The sequence below is a fragment of the Photobacterium nomapromontoriensis genome, assembly GCF_050336815.1.
Taxonomy (GTDB): Bacteria; Pseudomonadota; Gammaproteobacteria; order Enterobacterales; family Vibrionaceae; genus Photobacterium; species Photobacterium nomapromontoriensis.
In genome coordinates, this window is record NZ_JAKJSL010000045.1 from 1 (window position 1) to 23581 (window position 23581).

The following is a 23581-nucleotide window of genomic DNA, read 5'->3' on the forward strand; positions in this document are numbered from 1 at the left end:
GTCCTGTGGTCCTGTGGTCCTGTGGTCCTGTGGTCCTGTGGTCCTGTGGTCCTGTGGTCCTGTGGTCCTGTGGTCCTGTGGTCCTGTAAGTAGGCTCGAGGGACGGGGTTCTAGTGTCAAGAAAAATGCAGCTTCTTTTCGCTCTTCCCATAGGACCGAGGGCCACAGATCCGCTTTTTCTCTTCCGCTCTTACTCGTCCCTAGTCCCTGCTCTTCCCGCTCTTCCTCGACCCTGCTCTTAACCGCTCTTAATCCGCCCCAAACAGGTCTCGGGTGTAGACTTTGTCTGCAACGTCTTCTAGTTCATCAGCCATACGGTTTGACAGAATCACATCCGACATTTGCTTAAACGCGTCCAGATCAGTGATCACTTTTGACTGGAAAAACTCATCTTCCGTCAAGACTGGCTCATAGACCACCACAGGAATGCCCTTCGCCTTGATACGCTTCATGATCCCCTGAATCGAAGAGGCGCGGAAGTTATCAGAGCCCGCTTTCATGATCAGGCGGTAAACACCCACAACCTCAGGTTTTTTCGCAATAATAGAATCCGCAATGAAGTCTTTACGGGTACGGTTTGCGTCAACAATCGCGCCAATAATATTGTTCGGCACTTTCTGGTAATTGGCTAATAACTGCTTTGTATCTTTCGGCAGACAATAACCGCCGTAACCAAATGATGGATTGTTATAGTGATTGCCAATACGCGGGTCTAAGCCGACCCCTTCAATGATCTGGCGGCTGTCGAGGCCATGGGCTTCCGCATACGAATCCAATTCATTAAAGTATGCAACCCGCATCGCTAGATAGGTATTAGAAAACAACTTCACCGCTTCCGCTTCAGTCGATTCGGTAAACAAAACTGGAATATCGTCTTTGACGGCACCTTGAATTAACAAGTTTGCAAATGTCTCGGCACGTTCAGATTTTTCGCCAACGATAATGCGAGAAGGATGAAGATTATCGTACAGCGCCCGCCCCTCACGTAAAAATTCAGGCGAGAACATAATGTTCGCACAACCAAATTCTTCTTTAATGCGCTGGGTATACCCCACTGGTACGGTTGATTTGATCACCATCACCGCATCAGGATTAATCGCCAGTACATCTTTAATGACCGCTTCTACCGATGAGGTATTAAAATAGTTAGTGACCGGATCATAATCTGTCGGGGTCGCAATAATAACAAATTGCGCACCGTCATAAGCCAGCGCCTTATCGGTCGTCGCATTTAAGTTCAATGATTTAGATGCCAGATATTCCGATATTTCTTTATCATCAATCGGGGATAAGCGACGATTAATTAACGCCACTTTTTCCGGAATAATGTCTAATGCAATAACTTCATTATGTTGCGAGAGAAGCACTGCATTTGATAGGCCCACATACCCTGTGCCTGCAACAGTAATTTTCATTACTCAACCTCAAAAAACTATCAGTAAAAAAATATGCCGAGTCATTATTTTAGGCTAGTCACCCAAAACGAGCATAAAATCTTACTAATAATGATATTAACTGATGACAAATACTAACTCAGTTCAGAAGTTGAGAGTAGCTTTATACCCAAACGGTTCAGTGCGCATTAATGAGGATCAAGGCAATCATGCCCTTCATCGAGAGTCATCCGATGTTCTGCGGCTAGCATGATGCTACTTTGCGGCTTCACTTTTCTTAACGCATCAGCTAACACCGCTTGTGCACGATGCTCACCATGAACAATATGAATCTTCGATGGTCCCTGCTCAATATTGGCAACAAACTGCACCAAATCGGCTTGATCGGCATGGGCTGAATAACCAGAGAGCTCATGTCGTCGAGCCTTCACCGCAACGCGCTGACCATTAATCTCAACCTTATTCGCCCCGGTTAATAAATTCTGGCCCAATGTGCCTTTGGCCTGATACCCTACAAACACGACATCGGTTCTAGAGTCCGGTAACAAGGCTTCCAGATAATTCATGATCCTTCCCCCCGAACACATACCACTGGCCGCAATCACAATCGCAGGCTCTCCGGTGGATTTAATGCGATTTACTAAGGCAATGTGCTCTTGATGCGACTCCACCGTAATACACTGAGAAAAGGATAACGGATGTCGGCCAAGCTGCACTTTCTGTTTGGCTTCTTTCGTCCACAACCGTTGGAACAGATCGTACTGTTCTGTGATTTGCGTCGCCAGTGGTGAATCTAAAATAACGGGTAAACGCTGCCATTGGATCTTATCTGATGTCGCCCCCTCACAGACCGGCATGATAGCGGCATCCGCCATCAGGGTTTCGATATCAAATAGCAACTCTTGAGTGCGGCCCACACTAAATGCAGGAATTAGAATTGCCCCGCCATCACGCAAAGAACGCGTTATTACCCGAGCTAAGCGGCTACCTCTGTCCCTCACTCTATCGTGCTGACGGTCACCATAGGTACTCTCAATGATCAGAGTATCCACCTTACGCGGGGAGATCGGGTCCACCAGCAACGGCGTCTCTGACGGCCCTAAATCCCCCGAGAACACCACAATGTGACCATCAGGCAATTCCAATTCAATATAGGCCGACCCCAAAATATGGCCAGCCTGACGAAAATAGGCATTAATGCGCTCCCCGCTTGGCAGCGGAATCGGCGCAAGGCAATCAAATGGAACGGGTTTGAGCAAGCGGTTTACCAATGACAGAAATTGGTTACGTTGACTCGTATTCAAATTTAACTGGATTTTTAACCCGTCATCGAGCATCAGTGGCAGCAAGGCTGCTGTCGCTTCAGTGGCATAAATAGGGCCACGAAACCCCGCCGCCAACAACCATGGGATCCGCCCCACATGATCGATATGGCAATGGGTCAATAACAGCGCTTGAATATGCTCAACCGGAAACTCAATATTCAGTGAGTTATTCGACTCACTCCCTTGAAAAAGGCCACAATCAACCAGAACACCGTGCTTTCCCCAACGAAGCTCATGACATGATCCTGTGACCCCTTCAAAGGCACCGTGATGAGTAATGTGCACGTAAATTCCCTCGTTAAAATAATGCATGCATCATGGCAAAATACACGACGGGCAAAAAGGAAATTACTGGTTTGCACGGCCCACTTCACGAAAATACCCACTAACAGAAATCTCAAAATCATTGTCATTGATCATACGTAGCAGAACGCTGTTTTATAACATTCGGCTCACAGCCATCGCACACCATAGGTTTCAATGTGTTCAAGCAGCTTATCATTCTTAATTTTGTGTTTAATGAGCATATCAACTTTAAATGGAATGGTTGTCTGCTCTATCTGCATCAACAAATCAGCCACATCCGTTATACCCAGAGACTCCCCAGCGACAACCAGATCGATATCTGAGTTTGGTTTAAATGTCCCCATCGCTCTTGAACCGAATAACCACGCTGAATGCACGTGAGGATGACGAGCTAATATTGCAACAATTTGCTGCTGATGTTTCTCTTTCAAGCCGTTATCCACTTGTAGATTATTCATCACGCAGGCTTTTCTCCGTTAAATAATGAGTAATAGTGGTGATAACAGGTTCAAATTCATTGACAATCAATGCCTGCGCTTCCAATGCATTTTCTTCATCATAAGTATGAGTTAGCAAGTTCCGCTTACCTAATGCATCAAGCAAAACTTCACACTGCTCAGCGGACAGGTGATTTGCTTCTAAAGCGGTTCTGATCACGCTGCGCGGAGAAGCCGCATCATAGCCTTCAAATTCAAGCAAATCTTTAAGCGTTTTCCAGGTGAGCTCAAATGAAAACTCAAAGGTTTGAATCAATCCCGCTAACTCCAACTCATTATAGGATTCTTGGCGACAAGCCTTCGTTAAGCGAAAATGTGCTTTTTGCAGGTTTTCTAAACGTTGTTTCCAACGCAGCGGATTTAAAGACATCTCAATAATCTCTTTTGTTGATTAGTTATACATTGTCACGAGTGACATTTTACGACATCCACACAGAATAAGCACAATCGCGTTGATCTTTTTAGCCCAAAAACAAAAATGCCGCCCCTCAAAAGGGACGGCATTTCATGATATAGCTACCGCATGCTGTATTCATGTCATAAACATCAAACTAGACGAGGGCCAGTTTGATGCTTAACTATCAACAATTACTTATCGGAACCAGGTTCAGTCGCTTCTACACCAAACACCTTCGATTTATTACTACCGAATAGCTCACGAATAAACGTAACGATACGCCAGATATGACTAATAACAAAAAAGTAGACGCCAAACACCGCCAAGAAACTGACAAACATAATGGACTCACGAATATTATTCATATCAGCCCAAATACCAATCGCCGCCATTAACGATGCCATGGAGCAAATGACCACTAATGACATACCGGAAGAAAGACCAATCCGCTGGCAAATGTGATGTAAATGCTCGCGATCCGGCTTAAACGGTGAATGGCCTTTACGAACACGGCGGATCATGATGGTTGCCATGTCCATCAGTGGGATCGCAATAAGCCATAATGCGGTTACCGGTTGAAACGCATACACACCCGGCTCTTGCGTACCGCGGATCAACATCCATACTGCTGCAAAGCCAATAAACACACTACCGGCATCCCCCATGAACACCTTAAAGCGACGCCCTAGCGGTATCCCCAAGTTGAGCATGATATATGGCACCATGGCAGTCACAATTAACAAACAGACCGTCGCAAGGTACTCATTGCCACTGGCGTAAAATACCAAGCCCAACGCGCCGAATGTCACCGAGGCCAGCCCACCGAGCAGGCCATCTATGCCATCAACCATATTAAACGCATTAATAGCACCAATGACACCCAATATAGTGATCACCCCACTGGCCATCGGTGATAGCGTAATGGTTTCACTGCCCATCAAGAAACCCAAGTTATGTAAACTGTGGTCACCAAGGTTGATCATCGCCAGTGAAATCGCCGCTTGGACTAATAAACGCAATTTAAAGCTAATATCATAATAATCGTCAATTGCCCCCACGACGACGAGAACAAAAGCACAGCTTAAAAATAGAACCAACGTTTCACTTATTGGCAGAAAAATAAGAAAACTGATGCAAACAGTGGTAAATATAGATATTCCACCGACGAGTGGAATAACCCCTTGATGGAGTTTACGGGCATTGGGCTTATCAACCAAGCCAATACGTTTTGCCACTTTGCGAAAGATAAATAAACTGCAGAATGACAAAACGAAAACAAATAGAAATGCGGTAGTTGTCATAATAATTTCTTATTAAGATTAAATTTATAGAACAAGTAAGATTATTAATCGACAGCAAACAATTGATAATCACGATCCGTGTAAAACATGAAGCAATGAAGCAATGAAGCAATAGTATTTAAAATATTAGCTGACTAGCGACAATAATTTATCGCTAACCATCACAGAATGTAGGTAATCCTCAAATTCTTTACCTAAGGTAGGATGACGCAGACCATATTCCACAAACGCTTTGAGATAACCCAACTTGTCACCACAGTCATGGGATTTACCCGTCATGTGGAAGGCTTCAACGGTTTCCTCGCGCATTAACATATCAATGGCATCAGTAAGCTGAATTTCATCGCCAGCACCAAGAGGCGTAATAGCCAACTTATCCCAAATATTGGCGGACAACACATAACGCCCCACAACGGCTAAATTCGATGGAGCCTCTTCCACCGCTGGCTTTTCTACCATGCGCGTCATAACACAAGACTCACCAGCAGCAAGCTCAGCCCCACCGCAATCGACCACACCGTACTTTGACACTTCGCTCATTGGCACGGGTTCAACCATGATTTGGCTGGCACCCGTTTGTTCAAAACGAGCGAGCATAGCAGCAAGGTTTTCAGTACGTTGATCAGCCGTATATTCATCCAAAATGACATCAGGTAATACCACGGCAAACGGCGCATCACCAACAAGCGGTTTGGCACACAATACTGCATGACCTAACCCTTTCGCATGCCCCTGACGGACATGCATGATGGTGACATCTTTCGGACAGATAGATTGCACTTCTTCAAGCAACTGGCGCTTAACACGCTTTTCCAGCGTCGCTTCCAGCTCATAAGAGGTATCAAAGTGGTTTTCGATAGCATTTTTTGAAGAGTGAGTTACCAACACTATTTCTTTAATGCCCGCCGCCACACATTCATTGACGATATATTGAATAAGCGGCTTATCAACAATTGGTAGCATTTCTTTTGGAATGGCTTTGGTTGCGGGGAGCATACGCGTACCGAGGCCTGCCACGGGGATTACGGCTTTGGTGATTTTGTCCATGAGATATCCATATGGGGTTCAAGGTTCAAGGTTCAAGGTTCAAGGTTCAAGGTTCAAGGTTCAAGGTTCAGCATTGTGAAGTAAGCCTATTTTTAACCAACTTAATAATATGATTTTGTGTATACCCACGGAAACCGCATGAACATCCCCACCACGAAAGGCTTAAAGAGCCTGACTAAGATAGTTTCCATCCATGATGCAGTTCATCCAGAGAAAAATTACGAAGCCCCTTACCCCATACAGGCAAGCTTTATTTCTTCCCGCTCTTATTTATTTCCGTTGAGTGCCAGCATTAAACGTTTTATCTGCATTAAGCAAATTTAACGCTAAATGACGAACCACAGCGAAATTCTCACCCGCTTCGTCTCAACGTATACGGCACTCATCTTCTCGCATTCCAACTTCAAGCTTCAGTGAAGCTGAACTTGTATTGACCAATGCGCTCTATAGCCGATTCAATTCCATAGCCGTTATATCATATTGACACAATTAGAATAAACGGGTTGAAACAGAAAAATGAATTTTGGAAAAACTAATATAGCATCGAAAATCTATTATCAATAGCTTATTACTAACAAAAAGCCACGATTAAAAATAAACATTAATTTGACATTTTATAACTTATCACTCCACTTGAGTAAAATCCTTAAGATAAATTATAAAATAAATTTTTAGGCTAACGGCGACAAATATTAAGCAAAAAACTCATTATCATATAAAAACAAACACATATTAAAAATGGAAGAACAAAACTAAGAATACTTCCTCTTGGAGACCATATTAATGCCTGAATCCAGAACCATGAAAAAAGAATTGGAATTATAGAACCTGACCTTACGTACTCTTCAATCTTATGAACAATATAGTGTAAAAAAAAACCTGAAATGAAAACAGTAATTAACCCACCAAGAGCATATGTTTCAGAAATAATACTACTTCCTAGGCCATTACCATTTACATAATAGCCAGGAGCTAAGGAATAAGTTAATTTATGATCAAGACTTAAAGTACTCGAAACATATTCAACATTACGACCGACGTCTGTAACAAAAGAAAGGAAAAAGTCATAAATGGGTGATAAAATATAAAAATTAGACGGATTAATTAAAACATCCTTTAACTCCATAAAATAGACATTAACATAAAATGACACGCCTTGAGATGTAAAGAAAAGACCTAACATTACTGGTATTTCATCGAATGAAATACTTGAGTAATCACCTCGGAGAGCAAGTACTATAGATGACAATATAAAAACCGAAAGTCCAACAAGTAAAGCATTATTTACTTTTGGTTTCTTTTGAGATATGAAAATATAATAATACCACAAAAAGAAAAATAAAGGCTGTAATATCAAACCTCTTGAACCTTTCATAAAGTCAAAGACATTAAGTACAACAAAAAAAACAAAGACAATGAAAAATTGCCTCTTAGAAAGATAAGTGATTAATAAAAAAGGGAATAAAACTTTTGTAATATACCAAGAAAACCTCAGTATAAATGATGACTTTTGGTAATCAGAATAAAGATAAAGATAACCATGTGTTTTCACTATTAAAAAATCATTATATAACTTAAGAATTGTAAAAGGTGATAGCGACAATATAATTATTAACGCTATTTTTTGCAAATAGAAGGCTTTATCACTTCTTTTTGATAACTCTACATTTTTTTTACATGCCCCCCCCTTCCTAATAATTACAGACAATCCATACGCAAAGATAAATAAACTTATAGAAAAAATCACACTCATTATATCTTTTATATCAGCATTATAGTTTGCATATTTTGTAAGGTTAATAACTATTGTTTTGTCAAAAATACCCAAAAATGGAATTGGAAGCAAAAAAAGACAAAATGAGTATAAAAATAAATTACTAGAATTATAAACATTGTATTTAATCAAAGAAGCTGATATAACTATTACATATTGAATAATTAAAACAATCAAAAAAAATTGAAGATAATTCCCATCCACATCAATATAGAATATTGTAGCAGACATAAAAAAAGCAAATAAATTTAAACTAAGTAATTTTTGATTTGTCATTTTATTTACTAAATAATGCTCGATGAAGTTCGACTCTTGTTAGAGTATTATCACCCCAAAATAACTTAAGGGCATCTTTATTTCTATCTAAGTCCATACTAGAACAGAAATCAGAAATTTCATCAATTTCTACATTCTGGCTATGTTCATTTTTATCGCTTCTAACAGAATTAAAAGCTTTTAAATGTTTTTTATTTCCAGATGTTATTTTGATCTTCTGCTCATCCACCAAATGTGGTTTATTCATTGATATACAATAACCTACATGAGTTCCAACTTTGTTAGAATACGTTGCGTCTGAAAGTTCAATGATTGATTTTAATCGATCTAAAAAATACTTATCTAACCTATGGCCAGCAGTAACAATTTTATAACCTTTGTTTAAGTATGCGTTACAAATGTCATCTTTATAACAATCAAGCCAGTACAAACAGATTAGCACATTGTCAAACCCACCTTCATCCATTCGAACCTTTTCAATTCTTGATATCATTTCGTTGTAGTTATACTCTAAATTAACTGAATTTCCAGAATGGACTGGAAAAACTAACAGTGTCCTACCTAAACTATCTTTTAGTATCGATAACTGCTTTTTGTCTAATAAAGACTGTGCATAATTAATATAAGACCCAATAGCTACTATCTTTTTCTTAACGCCGCCATTAATTAAGTGATGAGTTCTATTTGATGAAAAAGTTATTATTTTATTTACAAAACAAAATAATTGTTCTTGTTTCACTAAGTCTCCAAGAAAAAGCCCATGTTCGATATATCCATTTAACTTTATATTTTGATCAACACCACAATACCTTTTTAAAACAAAATCTATCCCATACAAACTATTATCAAATATATAATCTCTATAATAGAATGGAAGTGGCTTCACTAACTCTTTGTAATTAAATATTTCAATTTTTTTCCTTCTATCCACTTCATATTCATATTTGCTTTTTGAAAAAAAACCAACAACATGATTTAAAGAAAAAGAAAACAACTTATTGCGCATTGATAACATAATTATAAAACGTTTCAACTGTAACTCCAAAATAAGTAGAGTTGACATAAGCAGCAATGCCAACTCAAAAATATTTATCTCTTATATTTAATAAGTCCGTTTACTGACCAATGAAACGTATAATATAACGATTTCATAAGTCCAAACTTTTCCACGTTTCTATAAATACCATATTGTCTTGGTATCATTTTATATTTTTTGGATGTCGTAGACTGACTAAAAACTCTATAACTGGCGAGAACATTACTATTTCCTGTTGCAACAATCCCGCTCTTTAGAATAGATAACCACATTGCATAATCATCACGAAGACTACCAAGTGAAGAGTCAAAATAATGTTTCCCAATCTTATCACAATCATAAACTGCAGTTAAACAAGATATAGAACAGGTTTTTAACAAATCGTCATAACAAACAATGCCTGGAACTATAAAATCTTTTAATATTTTATTTCCGGATTCATCAATCCTACGGTATGATGAAAAAACTAGAGGGCTATTAGACTTATTTAGAAAAGACAATTGGGATTTCAAAAAATCATTATCCCATAAATCATCTGCATCTAAAAAAGCAATGAAACGCCCTTTCGCTTTCTCCAAGGCTTTATTTCTCGAAAATGCAGAACCCGAGTTTTTATCGTTGATATAGTAATGAATTCTATTATCAATGGAACAAAAATTTTCAATAATATCTTTAGTATTATCTCTGGAACAATCATCTACGATAATTAACTCCCAATTATCATACGTTTGAGATATAACACTTTCAATCGTGTCGGAAATATATTTTTGCGCATTAAAAGCCGGCATTATTATTGAAATCAATTCCATCATTTGTAACCATTTAACTCTTTACTCAAACTTAAAGATTCAGAAATATTATCTTCAATAGAACAATATTTCCAATCACCATATCGTCCTAATGTGTAGATGTCACTTTTTACAAGTTTCTCTTTAAATAGAGCCTTGAAACTTTCTGAGTTTTTTGAAACATGAACATAAGCAGGATTCAAAACAAGAAACTCATAAGCAACTACATTATGGTTTATTATTATTCCTGCCTTTTTAAGATCTTCTAATGTACGATCTAAGTAAAAAGATAAATCTACATTTTCATCTTCTTTTAGTCCAATTTCAACATAAAGACTCATCCGCTTTTCATTATCGAGAATATTGTTATAAAAGCCGACTCTATAAAATACATATTCATCTTCCGGAAAGTATGTCCAGTGAGAATTAACCGGACTATTTCCATCAAAACCAATATTTAATACTAGAACTTTGTTGCAAGATAATGATTCTTTCCCATTAGTATCAATATTTACCAACTCTACAAATTGATTGAGAGGTATCGTATTAATTAAATATTGATATTCAACTTTCCCATTATGAGTAGATACAATTTTATTTTCAACATCAATAGAAACTACAGAACAATCATTCCATAACTTACGTTCATCAAGATCACTCAACAATGCATTTACAAACGTTTCTGCACCTCCACGAGGGTATAAAAATTTTGAATTGTATGAATCGTTTTGAGATACAATCATATTATTTATGATTTCTTTAATGTCAGCATATGGGAAAAATCGCCCCATAGCATCAACATCTAAAGTATCTAAAGAACATGCATATAGTTTTTCATTATATGGCTTGAGGAACAATTCAGTAATCCCTTTACCAAATTTACCATACAACATATCTTCAAATGAAACATATTTCTTTTTTTCAATTCTATTGAATAAATGATATAAACAATATATAAAGCTATCCTTTTCCAACTGATGTATATTCTTCTGAAAAGGAAAGTCAATATGATTATTTTCTATATATATATTTGTTATTTTTTCTCTCTGTATAATTTCACTACTATCTATCTTATTTGCAAAAAAAGACTTAATCTCTTCATTGGCAAAATGGAAAAAATGACCCGCATAGTCCCATACAAAGCCATTTTTCTTTATTGTTTTACAATAACCACCAAATTTATTTTCTTTTTCAATAACAAGATAATCATCACTATCTATAAAATTAGCAAAAGCTAGACCTGTAACGCCACCACCAAGAACAAGATATTTAACTTTTTTCATTACTACCCCTAACTATATCCTTATAGCCATTAATCATTTTTTCAATAGAAAATTTATGCATAAAAGTCTTACGTGATTCATTTGACATTTTTTTCTTCGCTTCACGTGATAACTTTGCATAGGACATCAAAGCCTGTTTTAATTCATTTTCACAAGGTTCGATTAAATATCCATTTATTTCATTATCAATCATTTCAGGAATACCACCAACATTAGTACTAATTATAGGTAAACCAGCACGCATAGCTTCTATTATTGCTATTGGTAATCCTTCATCATAACTTGAAAGGACTAAAACGTCTGATTTAATCAAATATGAATGGACATTATTAGTTGCGCCTATAAATTTAATATTATCAAGTCCGTATTTTTTAACTCTTTCTTCTTCTGAATTTTTAAGCGGCCCATCCCCTACAAATGTCACGTCGAACAATTTTCGTAAACAACTCGGCATGTCATTAATTGCATCAATAAGTAATCTCTGACCTTTTCTTTCATTAATTGTACCGACAAAAACAAGCTTGATTTTATCAATCCCAATATGATCACAGACCTTATTATAGTTATCTTCAATACCATTGTAGATATAAAACAGGTTATCCTTTTTAACATTATCATGATTTGATAGAAAAAGGTCTCTTGATGATTTTGAAACAAATCCTATTTTACCAACGTTATTAATCACATAATTTTCAATATGCTTTAGATAAACATTGAAAATTGAATTTTTTATTCTAGGATAGTAACGATATAACATACTAAATGTTTCACCATTTGTATGTAGTACAACAATTATATTTTTCCTATCAATAAAACCTTTGTTAACCTTTAAAAAATAATAGCATGTATATATATCATGAAACAATATAGTATCAGGAGATGACGCAGTACTCTTATAATATTTAACTATCCGCTTTGAATGGCGAATATTTAGTAAATATATCAACAAAAAACTAAATATTGATGATTTTATTGATAGGTTTTCTATAAGACTTTTAACTATTGACTTGCGTTTAGTCTCGTTACTTTGCTGAAAATTTCTAGGTTCCCAGCAATCCAAGCTATAAAGATTTAAGTCTATATTTTCATTGTTAAACGATTCTTTTGAATCATCTAAACACCTCATCACACTACTAGCACCATTATGAGCTGTTAGCCATCCCCCAAAAACAATATCAAGCTTCATACTTACATTTCCATCTTTTAAATATATAAATTGTAAAAATCACTGCTGTAAAAAATTCAGCAGCGACAATTAACAAAGAAACTGATATTGGTGATATGTTATTTAACGAAACTAAATACAATAAAGCAAAGACATAAAACATACCCCCAGCAAAAATAACATTCCGATAAATAGTTATTTTACCTTTTACTATTATATATTGAACGCCAAAACAATTATTTATGACAATTGCAAAGAGCGATATGCTAAGAATTTTTATTACATATACTGATTCAGTACTTTCGCCACCTGATATAAAATGTACAAGATAACCTCCAAATATCATAGCTACAACACAAAAAACAAAAGCAACCAAAAATAAAATAATGGTTATTTTTGTTAATATTTTACTATCATAAGACTTTGATAACCGTGGAAATAGAGCTTGAGAAATAATACCAAATGGGAATTTCATTAATAAAAATATTTTTTCACCAATGTCAAAAATAGCTACAGCATTAGAACCAGCAAAAACACCAAGGACAATTTTGTTTAATCTCGTATATAGCTGTGTACAGTTAGCTAAAAATAAAGGCCATGATTCAACAAGGCACTCTTTAATAGAATTAAAACTGATTTTGGTAAAATATACTCCACTCTGTTTCAAGTTAACTTGAATATAAAACACACTCAGTAATGTAACAATAAAAGATATTAATGGATAAATAAAGTAAGCATTATCATCTCTTAATAAGATCACCGAAAGAATAATTATAGATATTTTAGCTATAAGATTCGTGTATGCGGCAATTTTTACATTATCTTCAACTTGATATAGCCACAATGGTAGGAAAATTTCTTGTATACAGACATAAGATAGCAAAAACAATACAATTGCATTATCTAATCCCATTAATGCATACGTTATAAAAATTGCTACAGACATTGAAATAGTGTATAAAACACATCTCGCAATTAACACGGATGAATAATATTCCCTTTTTCTATCGTTTTCTTTTATTTGACTATAACATCTAACAGCCGATATGTTAAACCCAAACGTAACCAATAGTAAAACATAAGAAATAATTGTTTGTAAAAATATTAACGAACCATATTTCTCCATACCTAACATGGAAACAAGTATTGGAACCAGTATTATCGGGGCGACTATATTTGTCACATTGTATATTAATAGAAAATTCAAATTCAATAGAAACAAATAATCAACTCCAAATATTCAATGTTCTCTGATCGAGTCAAAATAATTTTCACACTTAAAAGAAATTTAAAATACTTTGTTATCTCATCACCAACTAACCCATTAGAGAATAGCGGTGATTTTACATGATAGCAACGACTACAATTTGTAGTCATATAATATCTATTATATTAAGTAAAATAATGATTTAAATACTAACTTTAATCAGACTATATAGCTATACATCAAAACAACTTAATTCACATTATTTGTTTGATGATAATGAGAACGCTAGATTTTAAACTCAGAACCTTTAAGCAATAGACGTAGTATAATTATCTCCCACAATTAATTACTTAACACTTAACAACATACTGAAGTACAATATGAAAATTAATGATTTAAAAAGATTTAATCAGAAAATATTGCACAATAAAAAATAACCATATGATAAAAAACTATTTATGATTTTCTACACTAAACATCCTTGTGATATTTTCCTTATTGACGTCATAAAATTTGAAAATCTTGCTCAGCCCGGATAAGTTCTTCTTTTCGACCTATATCAATCCAATAGTCATTAATATGATAAATTTTACACTTGAAATTATCATTTACTAGATCTGTGAAAAATGTTGGCATATCATAAAATTCATTTTTGGGAACAAGATCCAAACAACGCGGATCTAGTATATAAACGCCTGCATTTACATTAAATTTCACAGATGGTTTTTCAGTAATTCCTCTAATACAATTATCTATATTTGACTCTACTACACCAAAAGGAATCTCATGTTCATAAGCTCTAACAGCCATAGATGCAAAAGCTTTTTCTTTCTCATGATATTCTAAAAAAAGAGTAAAATCCATATTAGTTAAAACATCAGCATTAATGACAAAAAAAGATTTATCCTTTATACTTTTAATCAAACTAAGAGCACCAGCAGTTCCCATTCTTATATTTTCATCAATATATTCTATACTAACAGAGAATGAATCCCCATTCCCAAAATGGTCAATTATAATATCTTTCTTGTAATTAACACAAATTATGAATTTAAAAAAACCTTGATCTCTAAATGATTCTAATAGATGTTGCAGCATTGGCTTACCACTAATAGGTAACATTGGTTTAGGAATTTTTTTTGTTAAATCTCCAAGCCGACTACCCAAACCTCCAGCCATAATAACTACAGTATTTTCTTTTGAAACAAATTCAATATCATCTAATGAAAACACAGAAATTAGTGTATTATCATTATCAACTAGAGGCATATGACGTCGATGAAGGCTTTTAAGCTTTGCTATTATATCCGGCCTCTCTGAATCGATCGACATAGTTACAGGTTTTTTATTTATTATATCAAATAAATCATCTTCTTTGTTAAGGATCGCACGCCGTATGTCACCATCCGTTAATATTCCTTTTAACTTGTTATCTATATCAATAAAAGCTAGAAAACCTATACCTCCATCATCTAGAGCTTTAATAGCTTGTCGTAAGGTGCTGTCTTTATTCAGTAAAAAGGTGTAATTCATTTCTTCCCTTCATTAAAAATCTTGCATATTCAAAATCTTCTATCGTATCTATGTCAACAGATCTACTTCTTGGCATTAAAAATGGGTATGTGTTATTAGAATAATATCGACCACTTTTGATTAAATCTGATTTGAACAAATAAATTGCACCATTAGGATAATATGACGTTCTTATTTCTTGTCTATTTTTCAAAAAATCATCGTTAAATATATTTTCTAACTTTCCAATATTATTAATATATTTATGCCATACAACAGGGTGCTGTTCTTCAGTATAACTAATTACAGAATCAGCATTTTTTTCAAAAAACAATTCAATTGCATTATCAATATCAGATACATTTCTCAGAGGCGATGTTGGTTGTAATACAATAAATGCATCAATTGACATACCAAACTCATTTCTAAGTCTATCTATTGTATAATTATAATTGTCGATTGCGAAAGAATCATCTTGTGCTAATTCCTTTGGTCGCAAAAAGGTATCTTTCACACCAAATTTTAATGCTGTTTTATAAATTTCATTATCGTCAGTAGATACAATTACATCAGTAATATATTTTGACTGGAGAGCAGCTTCTATCGTATAGGCAATTAGCGGCTTTCCATTAATTAATTTAATATTTTTACCAGGTAATCCCTTTGATCCACCTCGTGCTGGTATAATTGCAATCATTAAATAAGATCATCCTTAGTTAGAATGTGATCATATTCAAGGTCTTTATTAACTGTCATACCCACTATGAAATCAGTTAACTCAGGGGGAATACCACTACCTGGACGCTTATAATCAACATCTTCGCAAGTAATGACATCACCTTTACTCATTGCTCGACTCAAAACAATACTGCGTCGGAATTCAGCTTTTTTCTCATCGGTTTCTGGAGCAGAAATACGCAAACTCCCTAATGCATCATTGATACGCTTGACACCTTGAACAATCGCAGTAAGTTCTTCTTTATTAGCTGAAACTTTATGATCCCAACCTTCCATATTTTTATCAAGCGTGAAGTGCTTCTCAATAATACATGCGCCCATTGCAGCTGAGGCAAGAGGTATTTCAGTACCAATCGTATGATCTGAAAATCCTACACAATATTCTGGATATGTGCTCATGAGAGTTTTCATATTGTTTAGATTAACATCTGTATCTACAGGAGGGTAAGTTGAAACGCAGTGTAGGATCGCTATGTTCATATTTCCCGCTGCTTCAATACATTTAACCGCTTTATCGATCTCATACATTTCACTCAGGCCTGTTGATATCACCATCGGCTTGCCTTTTCTTGCCAAATAATCCAAAAATGGCAAATTGTTGAGGTCCATAGACGCAACTTTTATAAATGGTGTATCAAGTGCATCTACGAGAAAGTCTGCTTCCTTCTTGCTAAATGGTGTAGACGTACAGTTAATCCCAACTTTATCGGCGAATGACTTCATTTCTAATAATTCAGACTCAGATATCGAATATGCTTCAACAACCTCTTCTAAAGTAAAGTCATTACGATCTCGATAGTCATCAGCAATAAAGTAATTATCTTCATATTTTTTCTTGGCAAAGATCGTATCTTTAGACCAACTTTGGAACTTAACGCAATCAGCGCCTGCTTCTTTTGCTTCGATGATCAGCTTTTTTGCTAACTCCATATCACCATTGTGGTTAGAGCCTAGCTCCGCAATAATATACGGTTTGCCAAAATTAAAAACTTCTTTCTTTTCTGTTATCTTCATATTCGCAGCCTATTCCGATAGGACTTCCCACCAAAGCAGTGAGTCGTTATATGTTTGATTAATATTTAATATTGCATCGAGCTCAGATGCATGATTCAGTTGAGCCTTCAGTTGATTATTCGCATCCAGATAAACTTGGTAATCATCACTGACAGCTAGCATATGCTTAAAGTGTATTTCTCGTACGGTTAATGACTGTTGTAGACTCTGAGGAGTCACTTGACCAATACCAACCGTATTGATTTGATGTTGACGATAGTAAGTTAAGGATTGATTAGTAAAAACGGCACGCTTTGATTGACATAGAAGCTTAGAGAATAGATACCAATCCACGGCCACAAGATCGCGAGGAAAGTACAGATCATCACGACAAATGCCAGACAGGCGCATTGCTGTATTAGATAGACCAAAAATGTTCTTATCTCGAATAAAATCGAGACTGATTTCCTCACCATCGACCACACGCTGAGATAAAATTTGCTCTTTGAGTACCTGATTGTCATTAAATGAAGTTAGATCGTTCACGACGATATCATAATCAGACAATAAACTTAGCGCCGTTGAAATACGATTTTCTGAAAAATAGTCATCGATATCAGCAAAAATAGCAACTTCGTATTGATTATCAAGCGCATATTGACACATCTGTTGACGATTTTTCGCAATGTTACCAGCAGAGCTCAACTCAATGATATTCAACTCAGCATACTGAGCCTTAAACGAACTTAAGTCACCAAAGCCATCATTAACAAGAATCACATCAAAAAATTGTTCCGTCTGTCTTACTAAAGAAGCGAAGTAATCATGCACATAATTAACATCAATAGGAAATATCGTGGTCAGCACTGACGCTTTAATCCGATCGCTACAGGATTGTGCCACCTTCCCTTTATAGCAGGTACCCGCCTTTATGAAGGACCGCGTTGTGGTCGTAATACCTTGAACGATAACAGCATTACTGCCAACAAACGATCCTGCAGCCACCCTAGCCCCTCCATTAACTACAGCCCCTGTAGAAATATGGCAGTGCGCTCCGATAAATACATCATGCTCAATTAAGGCTTTACTGTTAATAATACTGTTTTCTTCAACCTGCGCTCCCGCATTTACCAATGCATCATGCATTATAATCCCCCCTTCAGCTACTTGTGCTGTTCGTGAGATGTGAGCGCGTGGTGATATAACCGTTGCAAGAGGCGCTTTGAGTGCTTTTAACCGATGATAGAGTTGTTCACGGATACGGCTTCTTTTTATCTGACCGACAGTGATCAAAAAATGGCATCCCTGTTTAACATAAGCTTCCATCTCATTATCAGTGCCAACAAACGGGTAACCAGCAAGTCTATCACCAACCTTTTCTTGACTATCCAGAATACCATGAATCCGATAACGACCTTGCAACTCAATGACATCAATACAAGCAGCACAGTGTCCACCACCACCCACTAGGATCAGATCAATCACTTAAGACTCCGCAACACTGGTGTACTAGGCAAATTTACTAAATGTGTTTCAATAAATTCAGATTGGCTCAAATCACCACGCATTACATTTTTAAACATCGGTAGACGGTGCATCAATTTCCAAATCGGACGCGTCATCACCCCGTTTTCATTGGTCACTTTTAGTAACTCATCACGCATATCGACATCAGGACAAATTACCGCATTGAGCCAATAATTCGACTGCGCATAATCAGGTTCCAGGACAAACTGGAAATCAGTACCCGCGAAAAAGTCCTGATAATGCTGGGCTAACTGCCGTTTCTGTACGAGGAAAGTCGGTAAAACTTCCATCTGCGCACAACCAAGCGCCGCATTAAGATTAGGCATCCGATAGTTAAATCCCGGCTCATCATGATAAAACTCATAGGGATGAGGAACCTTAGCCGTTGTCGTCACATGTTTAGTCTGTGCGCCAGCGTCTGCATCTCGGCACAAGACGATACCGCCACCACCAGTGGTAATGATCTTATTGCCATTAAAGCTGAGTGCACCAAACTCACCCACGGTACCCGTGTGCTTACCCTTGTAAAATGAACCTAAGCTTTCTGCCGCATCTTCGACCAACGTCAGCTGCCACTTGCTACACACCTCAACCAGTTCGTCTAACTCAACCGGATGACCAAAAGTATGCATCGGTACCACAGCACGAATACGCTGACCCGTTTGCTTATGGATACAGCCTCGCCCCTCAACCAGCACGGCATGCTGTTCCAGATAGGCTTCTACTGCTTTCGGACACAACCCTAGGCTAACGTTGGATACATCGACAAAAATCGGCTCGGCTCCCATGTGATATAATGCATTACATGTTGCGACAAATGTTAGCGCCTGAGTAATAACAAGATCACCTCGTTCCACTCCGGCCATATATAGTGCAGCATGCAGAGCCGCCGTCCCATTGACGGTCGCAACCGCTCTAGGACTTTGAGTATACGTTTCAATTTTTCGTTCGAAGTCATCGACAAACTTCCCGACACTCGAGACAAATGTGCTCTGAATGGTTTCAGCCACATACGCCATCTCATGCCCATTAAATGTTGGAGCATGCAATGGAATAAATTGATCCGTTTTATAGATATCACGGATAAACTCGACAATTTCTTGGCTCATGACAATTCCTGTTAATCAGCAGCGAGTTACATTTTGCTATCTAGATATTTACCGGTTTCTTTATGACCAAAATCCGGCAACATTTTAAAGAACAGCGCCACGATTTCCTCTTTGCTCCATTCACGCTTGTCTTTCATTTCACCGATCCGCTGCTCAAACAGCTCGAGTAGTTCTTGTTGATAAAGCGGATCATTCTTAATGATGCCTAAGTTTTCAAAACGTGCCATATCAAGCGTTTCTTTGTCGGTAAAGAATTCTTCGAAATCTTTTTCTCCGGTCGTATCGCTCGACGTGAATAAGCAAGGCCACTTACCTTGCGCAGGAAGTGTTTTCGCCAGTTCACGCGCTTCATCTTCACTGTCACACAAGTAAGGTTCAAAACCACGCTGCTCAAGATATTTAACTGCAATATCGGCAAATGAGATAAGGTGAAGCGCTTCACTCAATTTAGGGAAGAAGATGTCGCGATTTTCACCAAAAATGCAAGACATCAGGCACAGTTCGCCAGACTCTTGCGGCGTCACAAAATAACGCTTGATATCATTCGGGGCGACAATAGGTTGATTCTTTTGAATACGCTGGTTAAAACCATGCAGTAGTGAACCATCAGAAAAAGCGACATTAGCAAAGCGTGCCGTTGAAATCGTAATCTGTTCACTTTTACGCATCAGGAACATTTCCATAATACGCTTAGAAGCCCCCATCATATTCACTGGATTCGCAGCCTTATCGGTCGAAACACAGAAATACTTTTTCACACCAGCATCTAGAGACTGTTGGATGGTTTTATCCGTATTAAATACGTTGACATCAATCATCCGCATTAATGTATAAGGGTCTTTCTCGCTACGCACATGCTTTAATGCTGAAAGGTTCAACACATAATCGTACTGGCCATCGGCCTTAATAAACGCATCATATTCAATCGAACCAATGTCCAGAGCAAATGTTTGAAAGTCACCATCAATATAACCATACGAACTACGAATATCGCGTACCAATTCAACCATATTGTTTTCACTGATATCAACAACATGCAGTTTTTCCGGGTTGCGCTTAAAAATTTCTTTAGTTACCGCTTGACCAATTGAACCTGCACCGCCTAAAACAAGGAAGCGAGATCCAGAAACAATGCGTGTTAAATCGAATTCATGGTGCGAAACATCTTGCGTAAAAAGTGCATTAGTACGACCAATTAGCGGCAGAATATTGCTCATTTGATTTTCCTAGCTTCAACTAAATTTCAATTAAATTCATTTCTAGCCTCAGTCAATTGCTCGGTACTGAGACAATTTTCATTCATTTTGAGACAGCCCGTTGCAGGCTACACCTTGTAAACCGTGGGTTTTGCTTAGTTTCGAGGAAGGCCCCCAATAGGTTGCAAAAATTATCGAACCTATAATTACAACAATTTAAGGCGCTGTATTCAGCGCCTTTTATCATTGCTTTTGCTCAATATTTTTATTTCGATTCGTAACTATAGTTGTAATAACCATAGTTACCACCGTAATACCCGCTCGCTTTTCTTACTACGGCATTCAAGATAAAGCCTTTTATCTCGATGCCATTTTGTTCAAAGCGCTGTTTGGTGACTTCAATTTCTTTCGTTGTGTTCTGCCCAAAGCGGCCCACTAGTAATGATGTACCGGCATGGGCACCAACAATGGCCGGATCCGTAACCGCAAGAATTGGCGGTGTGTCGACTATGACAATGTCGTAGTTTTCTGAAGCCCAATCCATTAATTGTTTAAAGCGCGGATGCATTAATAGCTCAGACGGGTTAGGTGGCACTTCACCTCGGCTGATGAAATCAAGCCCTTCAACACCCGGTTTTTTAATTAAGGTTTCAATGCTCGTTTGACCACTCAAATAGCTCGATAGGCCTGGTTTAGGATCCACCGCCATCTGCTTTTCCATTCGGCCTTTTCGCATATCGGCATCAATCACCAATACGGTTTGACCCGATTTGGCGATAACCGCCGCCATATTGGCCGAAACAAATGATTTACCAATGCCAGGACTTGGGCCTGAAATCATAATAATATTATTTTTCGCTTCCATCATCGCAAAGTGCAAACTGGTACGCAGGCTACGCAATGCTTCAATCGACAGATCAGCAGGGTTAGATACCGCAAGTAAGGTTTCTTCTACGGTTAGCTGTTTCTTGTGCTTTTGTTTACCTTGTTGCTTTTTCTCTAGCTCTATCTGCCAGTCAGACATCGGCACACTGGCATACACGGGCAAACCAATTGCTTCGATCTCATCGGGGTTTTCAACCCCACGGTGGAACGCGGCACGCAGTAATGCAATCGCGACAGCCAACATTCCCCCAAGCAGGGTAGCCAATACCACAATCAGTGACTTTTTAGGTTTCACCGCATGGGTATAGGATTGTGCAACATCTAAAATACGCACATTCCCGACGGTGCTGGCTTTAACGATATTCAGCTCTTGCACTTTATTAAGCAATTGCACGTAAATTTGCTGGTTAACTTCAACATCTCGGGTTAAACGCAACACTTCGCGTTGGGTTTTTGGCAATTTTTGCACTTGCTTATTAAAACGTTCACGTTCACCCAGCAAGGTTTGACGCTTATCCAATAACGCAATATAAGCTGGGTGCTCTTTGGTAAAACGCTGTGATATTTCACTCTCTTTAAAAGTCAGCTCATTAAGCTGCGCTTCCAACTTCACCATCACATCAAGGGTCGATTTCGCTTCTAACCCTAAATCAATCGACTCGTTTTCTTGGCGGAATTTATTGAGCAGATCTTCAGCAACGGTCAATTGAGCTTTAATTTCTGGCAAATGAGAGCGTAAAAATTGCAGACTGTTTTCAGCTTCCGCCGAATTGCGCGCGACATTCTGCAAGAAATAATCCTGACTAATGCTATTGAGGATCGCTTCAATTTCAGCGCGGTTTTCGCCAGTAAAACTTAACTGCAAAATACCGGTTTGTTTGCCCCGCTCACTCACAGCCAGGTTTTGTTGTAACCATTGGATCGCATCAAGGCGTGAACGCTTGGCAACGGTAAAACTGTCGCCAGTTTGCGCCTGCCACTGAGTGACAAACAGTTCCAACTCCCCTTTTTGTGCTAACTCACCCACTTTACCATCAAGGACTGGACGATCATTGGCATCGGTGAGGGTATAGCTACCGGTATCGGCGTCGACCACCGTCAAGGTAAAGACGGGGGGTAACATATACTCAGGCACATCAAACCGTGAAATATCCAGGCTTGCCGTTTCACCTTGTAAACGGGCCAACCCTTTACCAATAATCGGCAAGGTATTTTGCGAAACCACGGTGGTCAGGTTGAGCTGATCAACCGTTTCACCCAAAATCATCCGCGATTTAATGATCTCAATTTCTGTGGTGGCAGATGACTCACTGGCAAACAATTCACCCATATCACCCAATGCTGGCATGCCAGAGCTTTTGGTTTCTACCTGAATTAAGGCATCGGCTTTATAAATAGGGGTAGCCAAAAGCGCGTAAGCAATACCGATAATGGCAAAAACAAAGGTGATCGCGATAATATTCCAACGGCTATCAATTAAGATACCAAACAGCTTCCCCAGATCGATCTCATCTGAGTCTTGCCTAACTTGTGTGTTTTGAGAAACGCTCATTATTTCTTCCAAAAAAAGGAACGAGGGACGAGTCTTAAGGGACGAGTTAAAGCAAAAGCCACACATCCTATATCAATCATCGTAACTATGTGTAAAGCGAGAGATGAGTCTTAGGGGCGAGCAAAACAAATGCCACATACCCTATATCAATCATCGTCACTATGTGTAAAGCGAGAGATGAGTCTTAGGGACAAGTTAAAGCAAAAGCCAACTCCCTATATTAATCATCATCACTATATGTAAAACGAGAGATGAGTCTTAGGGGCAAGTTAA

General features: G+C 37.8%; 20 protein-coding genes and 1 pseudogene. 1 reads left to right on the plus strand and 20 read right to left on the minus strand.

Annotated features, from left to right (window positions below):
* Positions 1–248: 248 nt before the first annotated feature.
* From L4D12_RS18895 to galU, 6 genes are all read right to left on the minus strand, one after another.
* A complete protein-coding gene (locus L4D12_RS18895) occupies positions 249–1415 on the minus strand; it encodes a nucleotide sugar dehydrogenase (RefSeq protein WP_428449390.1) in 1167 nt (388 codons plus the stop codon).
* Between the two features lie 167 nt (positions 1416–1582).
* The gene (locus L4D12_RS18900) at positions 1583–3004 is read right to left on the minus strand and encodes an MBL fold metallo-hydrolase RNA specificity domain-containing protein (RefSeq protein ID WP_428449391.1); all 1422 of its coding nucleotides are present in this window, start codon (positions 3002–3004) and stop codon (positions 1583–1585) included.
* Positions 3005–3171: 167 nt separating this feature from the next.
* Positions 3172–3483, minus strand: coding sequence for a nucleotidyltransferase family protein (locus L4D12_RS18905; protein ID WP_428449453.1), 312 nt, complete (start codon positions 3481–3483; stop codon positions 3172–3174).
* Entirely contained in the window at positions 3476–3892 is a 417-nt protein-coding gene (locus L4D12_RS18910; RefSeq protein ID WP_428449392.1) for an HI0074 family nucleotidyltransferase substrate-binding subunit, read from the minus strand. The genes L4D12_RS18905 and L4D12_RS18910 overlap by 8 nt, the downstream gene beginning before the upstream one ends.
* Before the next feature lie 218 nt (positions 3893–4110).
* Positions 4111–5220 carry a UDP-N-acetylglucosamine--undecaprenyl-phosphate N-acetylglucosaminephosphotransferase gene (wecA, locus tag L4D12_RS18915; RefSeq protein WP_428449393.1) on the minus strand — a complete coding sequence of 370 codons (1110 nt, stop codon included), beginning with the start codon at positions 5218–5220 and terminating at the stop codon, positions 4111–4113.
* 126 nt (positions 5221–5346) lie between these two features.
* Positions 5347–6267 carry a UTP--glucose-1-phosphate uridylyltransferase GalU gene (galU, locus tag L4D12_RS18920; protein WP_428449394.1) on the minus strand — a complete coding sequence of 307 codons (921 nt, stop codon included), beginning with the start codon at positions 6265–6267 and terminating at the stop codon, positions 5347–5349.
* 138 nt (positions 6268–6405) lie between these two features.
* Between galU and L4D12_RS18925 the strand changes: the two genes are divergently transcribed.
* Positions 6406–6591, plus strand: a complete 186-nt coding sequence (locus L4D12_RS18925; protein ID WP_428449395.1) for a hypothetical protein — start codon at positions 6406–6408, stop codon at positions 6589–6591.
* Here the strand turns inward: L4D12_RS18925 and L4D12_RS18930 are convergent.
* The 14 genes and pseudogenes from L4D12_RS18930 to L4D12_RS18995 all read right to left on the minus strand — a co-directional run.
* Positions 6541–6713, minus strand: a pseudogene (locus L4D12_RS18930) (ISAs1 family transposase); the annotation flags it as partial. The gene L4D12_RS18925 and the pseudogene L4D12_RS18930 overlap by 51 nt on opposite strands.
* Positions 6714–6943: 230 nt before the next feature.
* The gene (wzy, locus tag L4D12_RS18935; RefSeq protein ID WP_428449396.1) at positions 6944–8317 is read right to left on the minus strand and encodes an O-antigen polysaccharide polymerase Wzy; all 1374 of its coding nucleotides are present in this window, start codon (positions 8315–8317) and stop codon (positions 6944–6946) included.
* A 1-nt stretch (position 8318) separates the two neighbouring features.
* Positions 8319–9350: a hypothetical protein gene (locus L4D12_RS18940; RefSeq protein WP_428449397.1), complete on the minus strand. Its 1032-nt coding sequence runs from the start codon at positions 9348–9350 to the stop codon at positions 8319–8321.
* A 56-nt stretch (positions 9351–9406) separates the two neighbouring features.
* The gene (locus tag L4D12_RS18945) at positions 9407–10165 is read right to left on the minus strand and encodes a glycosyltransferase family 2 protein (RefSeq protein WP_428449398.1); all 759 of its coding nucleotides are present in this window, start codon (positions 10163–10165) and stop codon (positions 9407–9409) included.
* Positions 10162–11424 (minus strand): protoporphyrinogen/coproporphyrinogen oxidase, encoded by a 1263-nt coding sequence (locus L4D12_RS18950; RefSeq protein ID WP_428449399.1) that lies wholly within the window; start codon positions 11422–11424, stop codon positions 10162–10164. Before L4D12_RS18950 ends, L4D12_RS18945 begins: the two co-directional genes overlap by 4 nt.
* Positions 11411–12610 (minus strand): glycosyltransferase family 4 protein, encoded by a 1200-nt coding sequence (locus L4D12_RS18955; protein WP_428449400.1) that lies wholly within the window; start codon positions 12608–12610, stop codon positions 11411–11413. The genes L4D12_RS18950 and L4D12_RS18955 overlap by 14 nt, the downstream gene beginning before the upstream one ends.
* Positions 12600–13811 carry an oligosaccharide flippase family protein gene (locus L4D12_RS18960; RefSeq protein ID WP_428449401.1) on the minus strand — a complete coding sequence of 404 codons (1212 nt, stop codon included), beginning with the start codon at positions 13809–13811 and terminating at the stop codon, positions 12600–12602. Before L4D12_RS18960 ends, L4D12_RS18955 begins: the two co-directional genes overlap by 11 nt.
* Positions 13812–14300: 489 nt before the next feature.
* Complete coding sequence (locus L4D12_RS18965) at positions 14301–15329, minus strand: nucleotidyltransferase family protein (RefSeq protein ID WP_428449402.1); 1029 nt, start codon at positions 15327–15329, stop codon at positions 14301–14303.
* Entirely contained in the window at positions 15304–16005 is a 702-nt protein-coding gene (locus tag L4D12_RS18970; RefSeq protein ID WP_428449403.1) for an acylneuraminate cytidylyltransferase family protein, read from the minus strand. Before L4D12_RS18970 ends, L4D12_RS18965 begins: the two co-directional genes overlap by 26 nt.
* Positions 16005–17060 (minus strand): N-acetylneuraminate synthase family protein, encoded by a 1056-nt coding sequence (locus L4D12_RS18975; protein WP_428449404.1) that lies wholly within the window; start codon positions 17058–17060, stop codon positions 16005–16007. Before L4D12_RS18975 ends, L4D12_RS18970 begins: the two co-directional genes overlap by 1 nt.
* A 9-nt stretch (positions 17061–17069) precedes the next feature.
* Positions 17070–18524 (minus strand): NeuD/PglB/VioB family sugar acetyltransferase, encoded by a 1455-nt coding sequence (locus tag L4D12_RS18980; RefSeq protein WP_428449405.1) that lies wholly within the window; start codon positions 18522–18524, stop codon positions 17070–17072.
* Positions 18521–19675 (minus strand): LegC family aminotransferase, encoded by a 1155-nt coding sequence (locus L4D12_RS18985; protein WP_428449406.1) that lies wholly within the window; start codon positions 19673–19675, stop codon positions 18521–18523. The genes L4D12_RS18980 and L4D12_RS18985 overlap by 4 nt, the downstream gene beginning before the upstream one ends.
* A gap of 26 nt (positions 19676–19701) precedes the next feature.
* The gene (locus tag L4D12_RS18990) at positions 19702–20892 is read right to left on the minus strand and encodes a UDP-N-acetylglucosamine 4,6-dehydratase (RefSeq protein WP_428449407.1); all 1191 of its coding nucleotides are present in this window, start codon (positions 20890–20892) and stop codon (positions 19702–19704) included.
* Positions 20893–21136: 244 nt separating this feature from the next.
* On the minus strand, positions 21137–23308 hold the full coding sequence (locus L4D12_RS18995; protein WP_428449408.1) for a polysaccharide biosynthesis tyrosine autokinase: 2172 nt from the start codon (positions 23306–23308) through the stop codon (positions 21137–21139).
* Positions 23309–23581 lie beyond the last annotated feature (273 nt).

Coding starts and splice junctions, on each gene's coding strand:
- L4D12_RS18970 (WP_428449403.1), bottom strand. CDS start 16,005: ATGATTGCAATTATACCAGCACGAGGTGGATCAAAGGGATTACCTGGT.
- wecA (WP_428449393.1), bottom strand. CDS start 5,220: ATGACAACTACCGCATTTCTATTTGTTTTCGTTTTGTCATTCTGCAGT.
- L4D12_RS18950 (WP_428449399.1), bottom strand. CDS start 11,424: ATGAAAAAAGTTAAATATCTTGTTCTTGGTGGTGGCGTTACAGGTCTA.
- L4D12_RS18955 (WP_428449400.1), bottom strand. CDS start 12,610: ATGAAGCTTGATATTGTTTTTGGGGGATGGCTAACAGCTCATAATGGT.
- L4D12_RS18965 (WP_428449402.1), bottom strand. CDS start 15,329: ATGAATTACACCTTTTTACTGAATAAAGACAGCACCTTACGACAAGCT.
- galU (WP_428449394.1), bottom strand. CDS start 6,267: ATGGACAAAATCACCAAAGCCGTAATCCCCGTGGCAGGCCTCGGTACG.
- L4D12_RS18995 (WP_428449408.1), bottom strand. CDS start 23,308: ATGAGCGTTTCTCAAAACACACAAGTTAGGCAAGACTCAGATGAGATC.
- L4D12_RS18925 (WP_428449395.1), top strand. CDS start 6,406: ATGAACATCCCCACCACGAAAGGCTTAAAGAGCCTGACTAAGATAGTT.
- L4D12_RS18910 (WP_428449392.1), bottom strand. CDS start 3,892: ATGTCTTTAAATCCGCTGCGTTGGAAACAACGTTTAGAAAACCTGCAA.
- wzy (WP_428449396.1), bottom strand. CDS start 8,317: ATGACAAATCAAAAATTACTTAGTTTAAATTTATTTGCTTTTTTTATG.
- L4D12_RS18945 (WP_428449398.1), bottom strand. CDS start 10,165: ATGATGGAATTGATTTCAATAATAATGCCGGCTTTTAATGCGCAAAAA.
- L4D12_RS18905 (WP_428449453.1), bottom strand. CDS start 3,483: ATGAATAATCTACAAGTGGATAACGGCTTGAAAGAGAAACATCAGCAG.
- L4D12_RS18985 (WP_428449406.1), bottom strand. CDS start 19,675: ATGAGCCAAGAAATTGTCGAGTTTATCCGTGATATCTATAAAACGGAT.
- L4D12_RS18990 (WP_428449407.1), bottom strand. CDS start 20,892: ATGAGCAATATTCTGCCGCTAATTGGTCGTACTAATGCACTTTTTACG.
- L4D12_RS18975 (WP_428449404.1), bottom strand. CDS start 17,060: ATGAAGATAACAGAAAAGAAAGAAGTTTTTAATTTTGGCAAACCGTAT.
- L4D12_RS18895 (WP_428449390.1), bottom strand. CDS start 1,415: ATGAAAATTACTGTTGCAGGCACAGGGTATGTGGGCCTATCAAATGCA.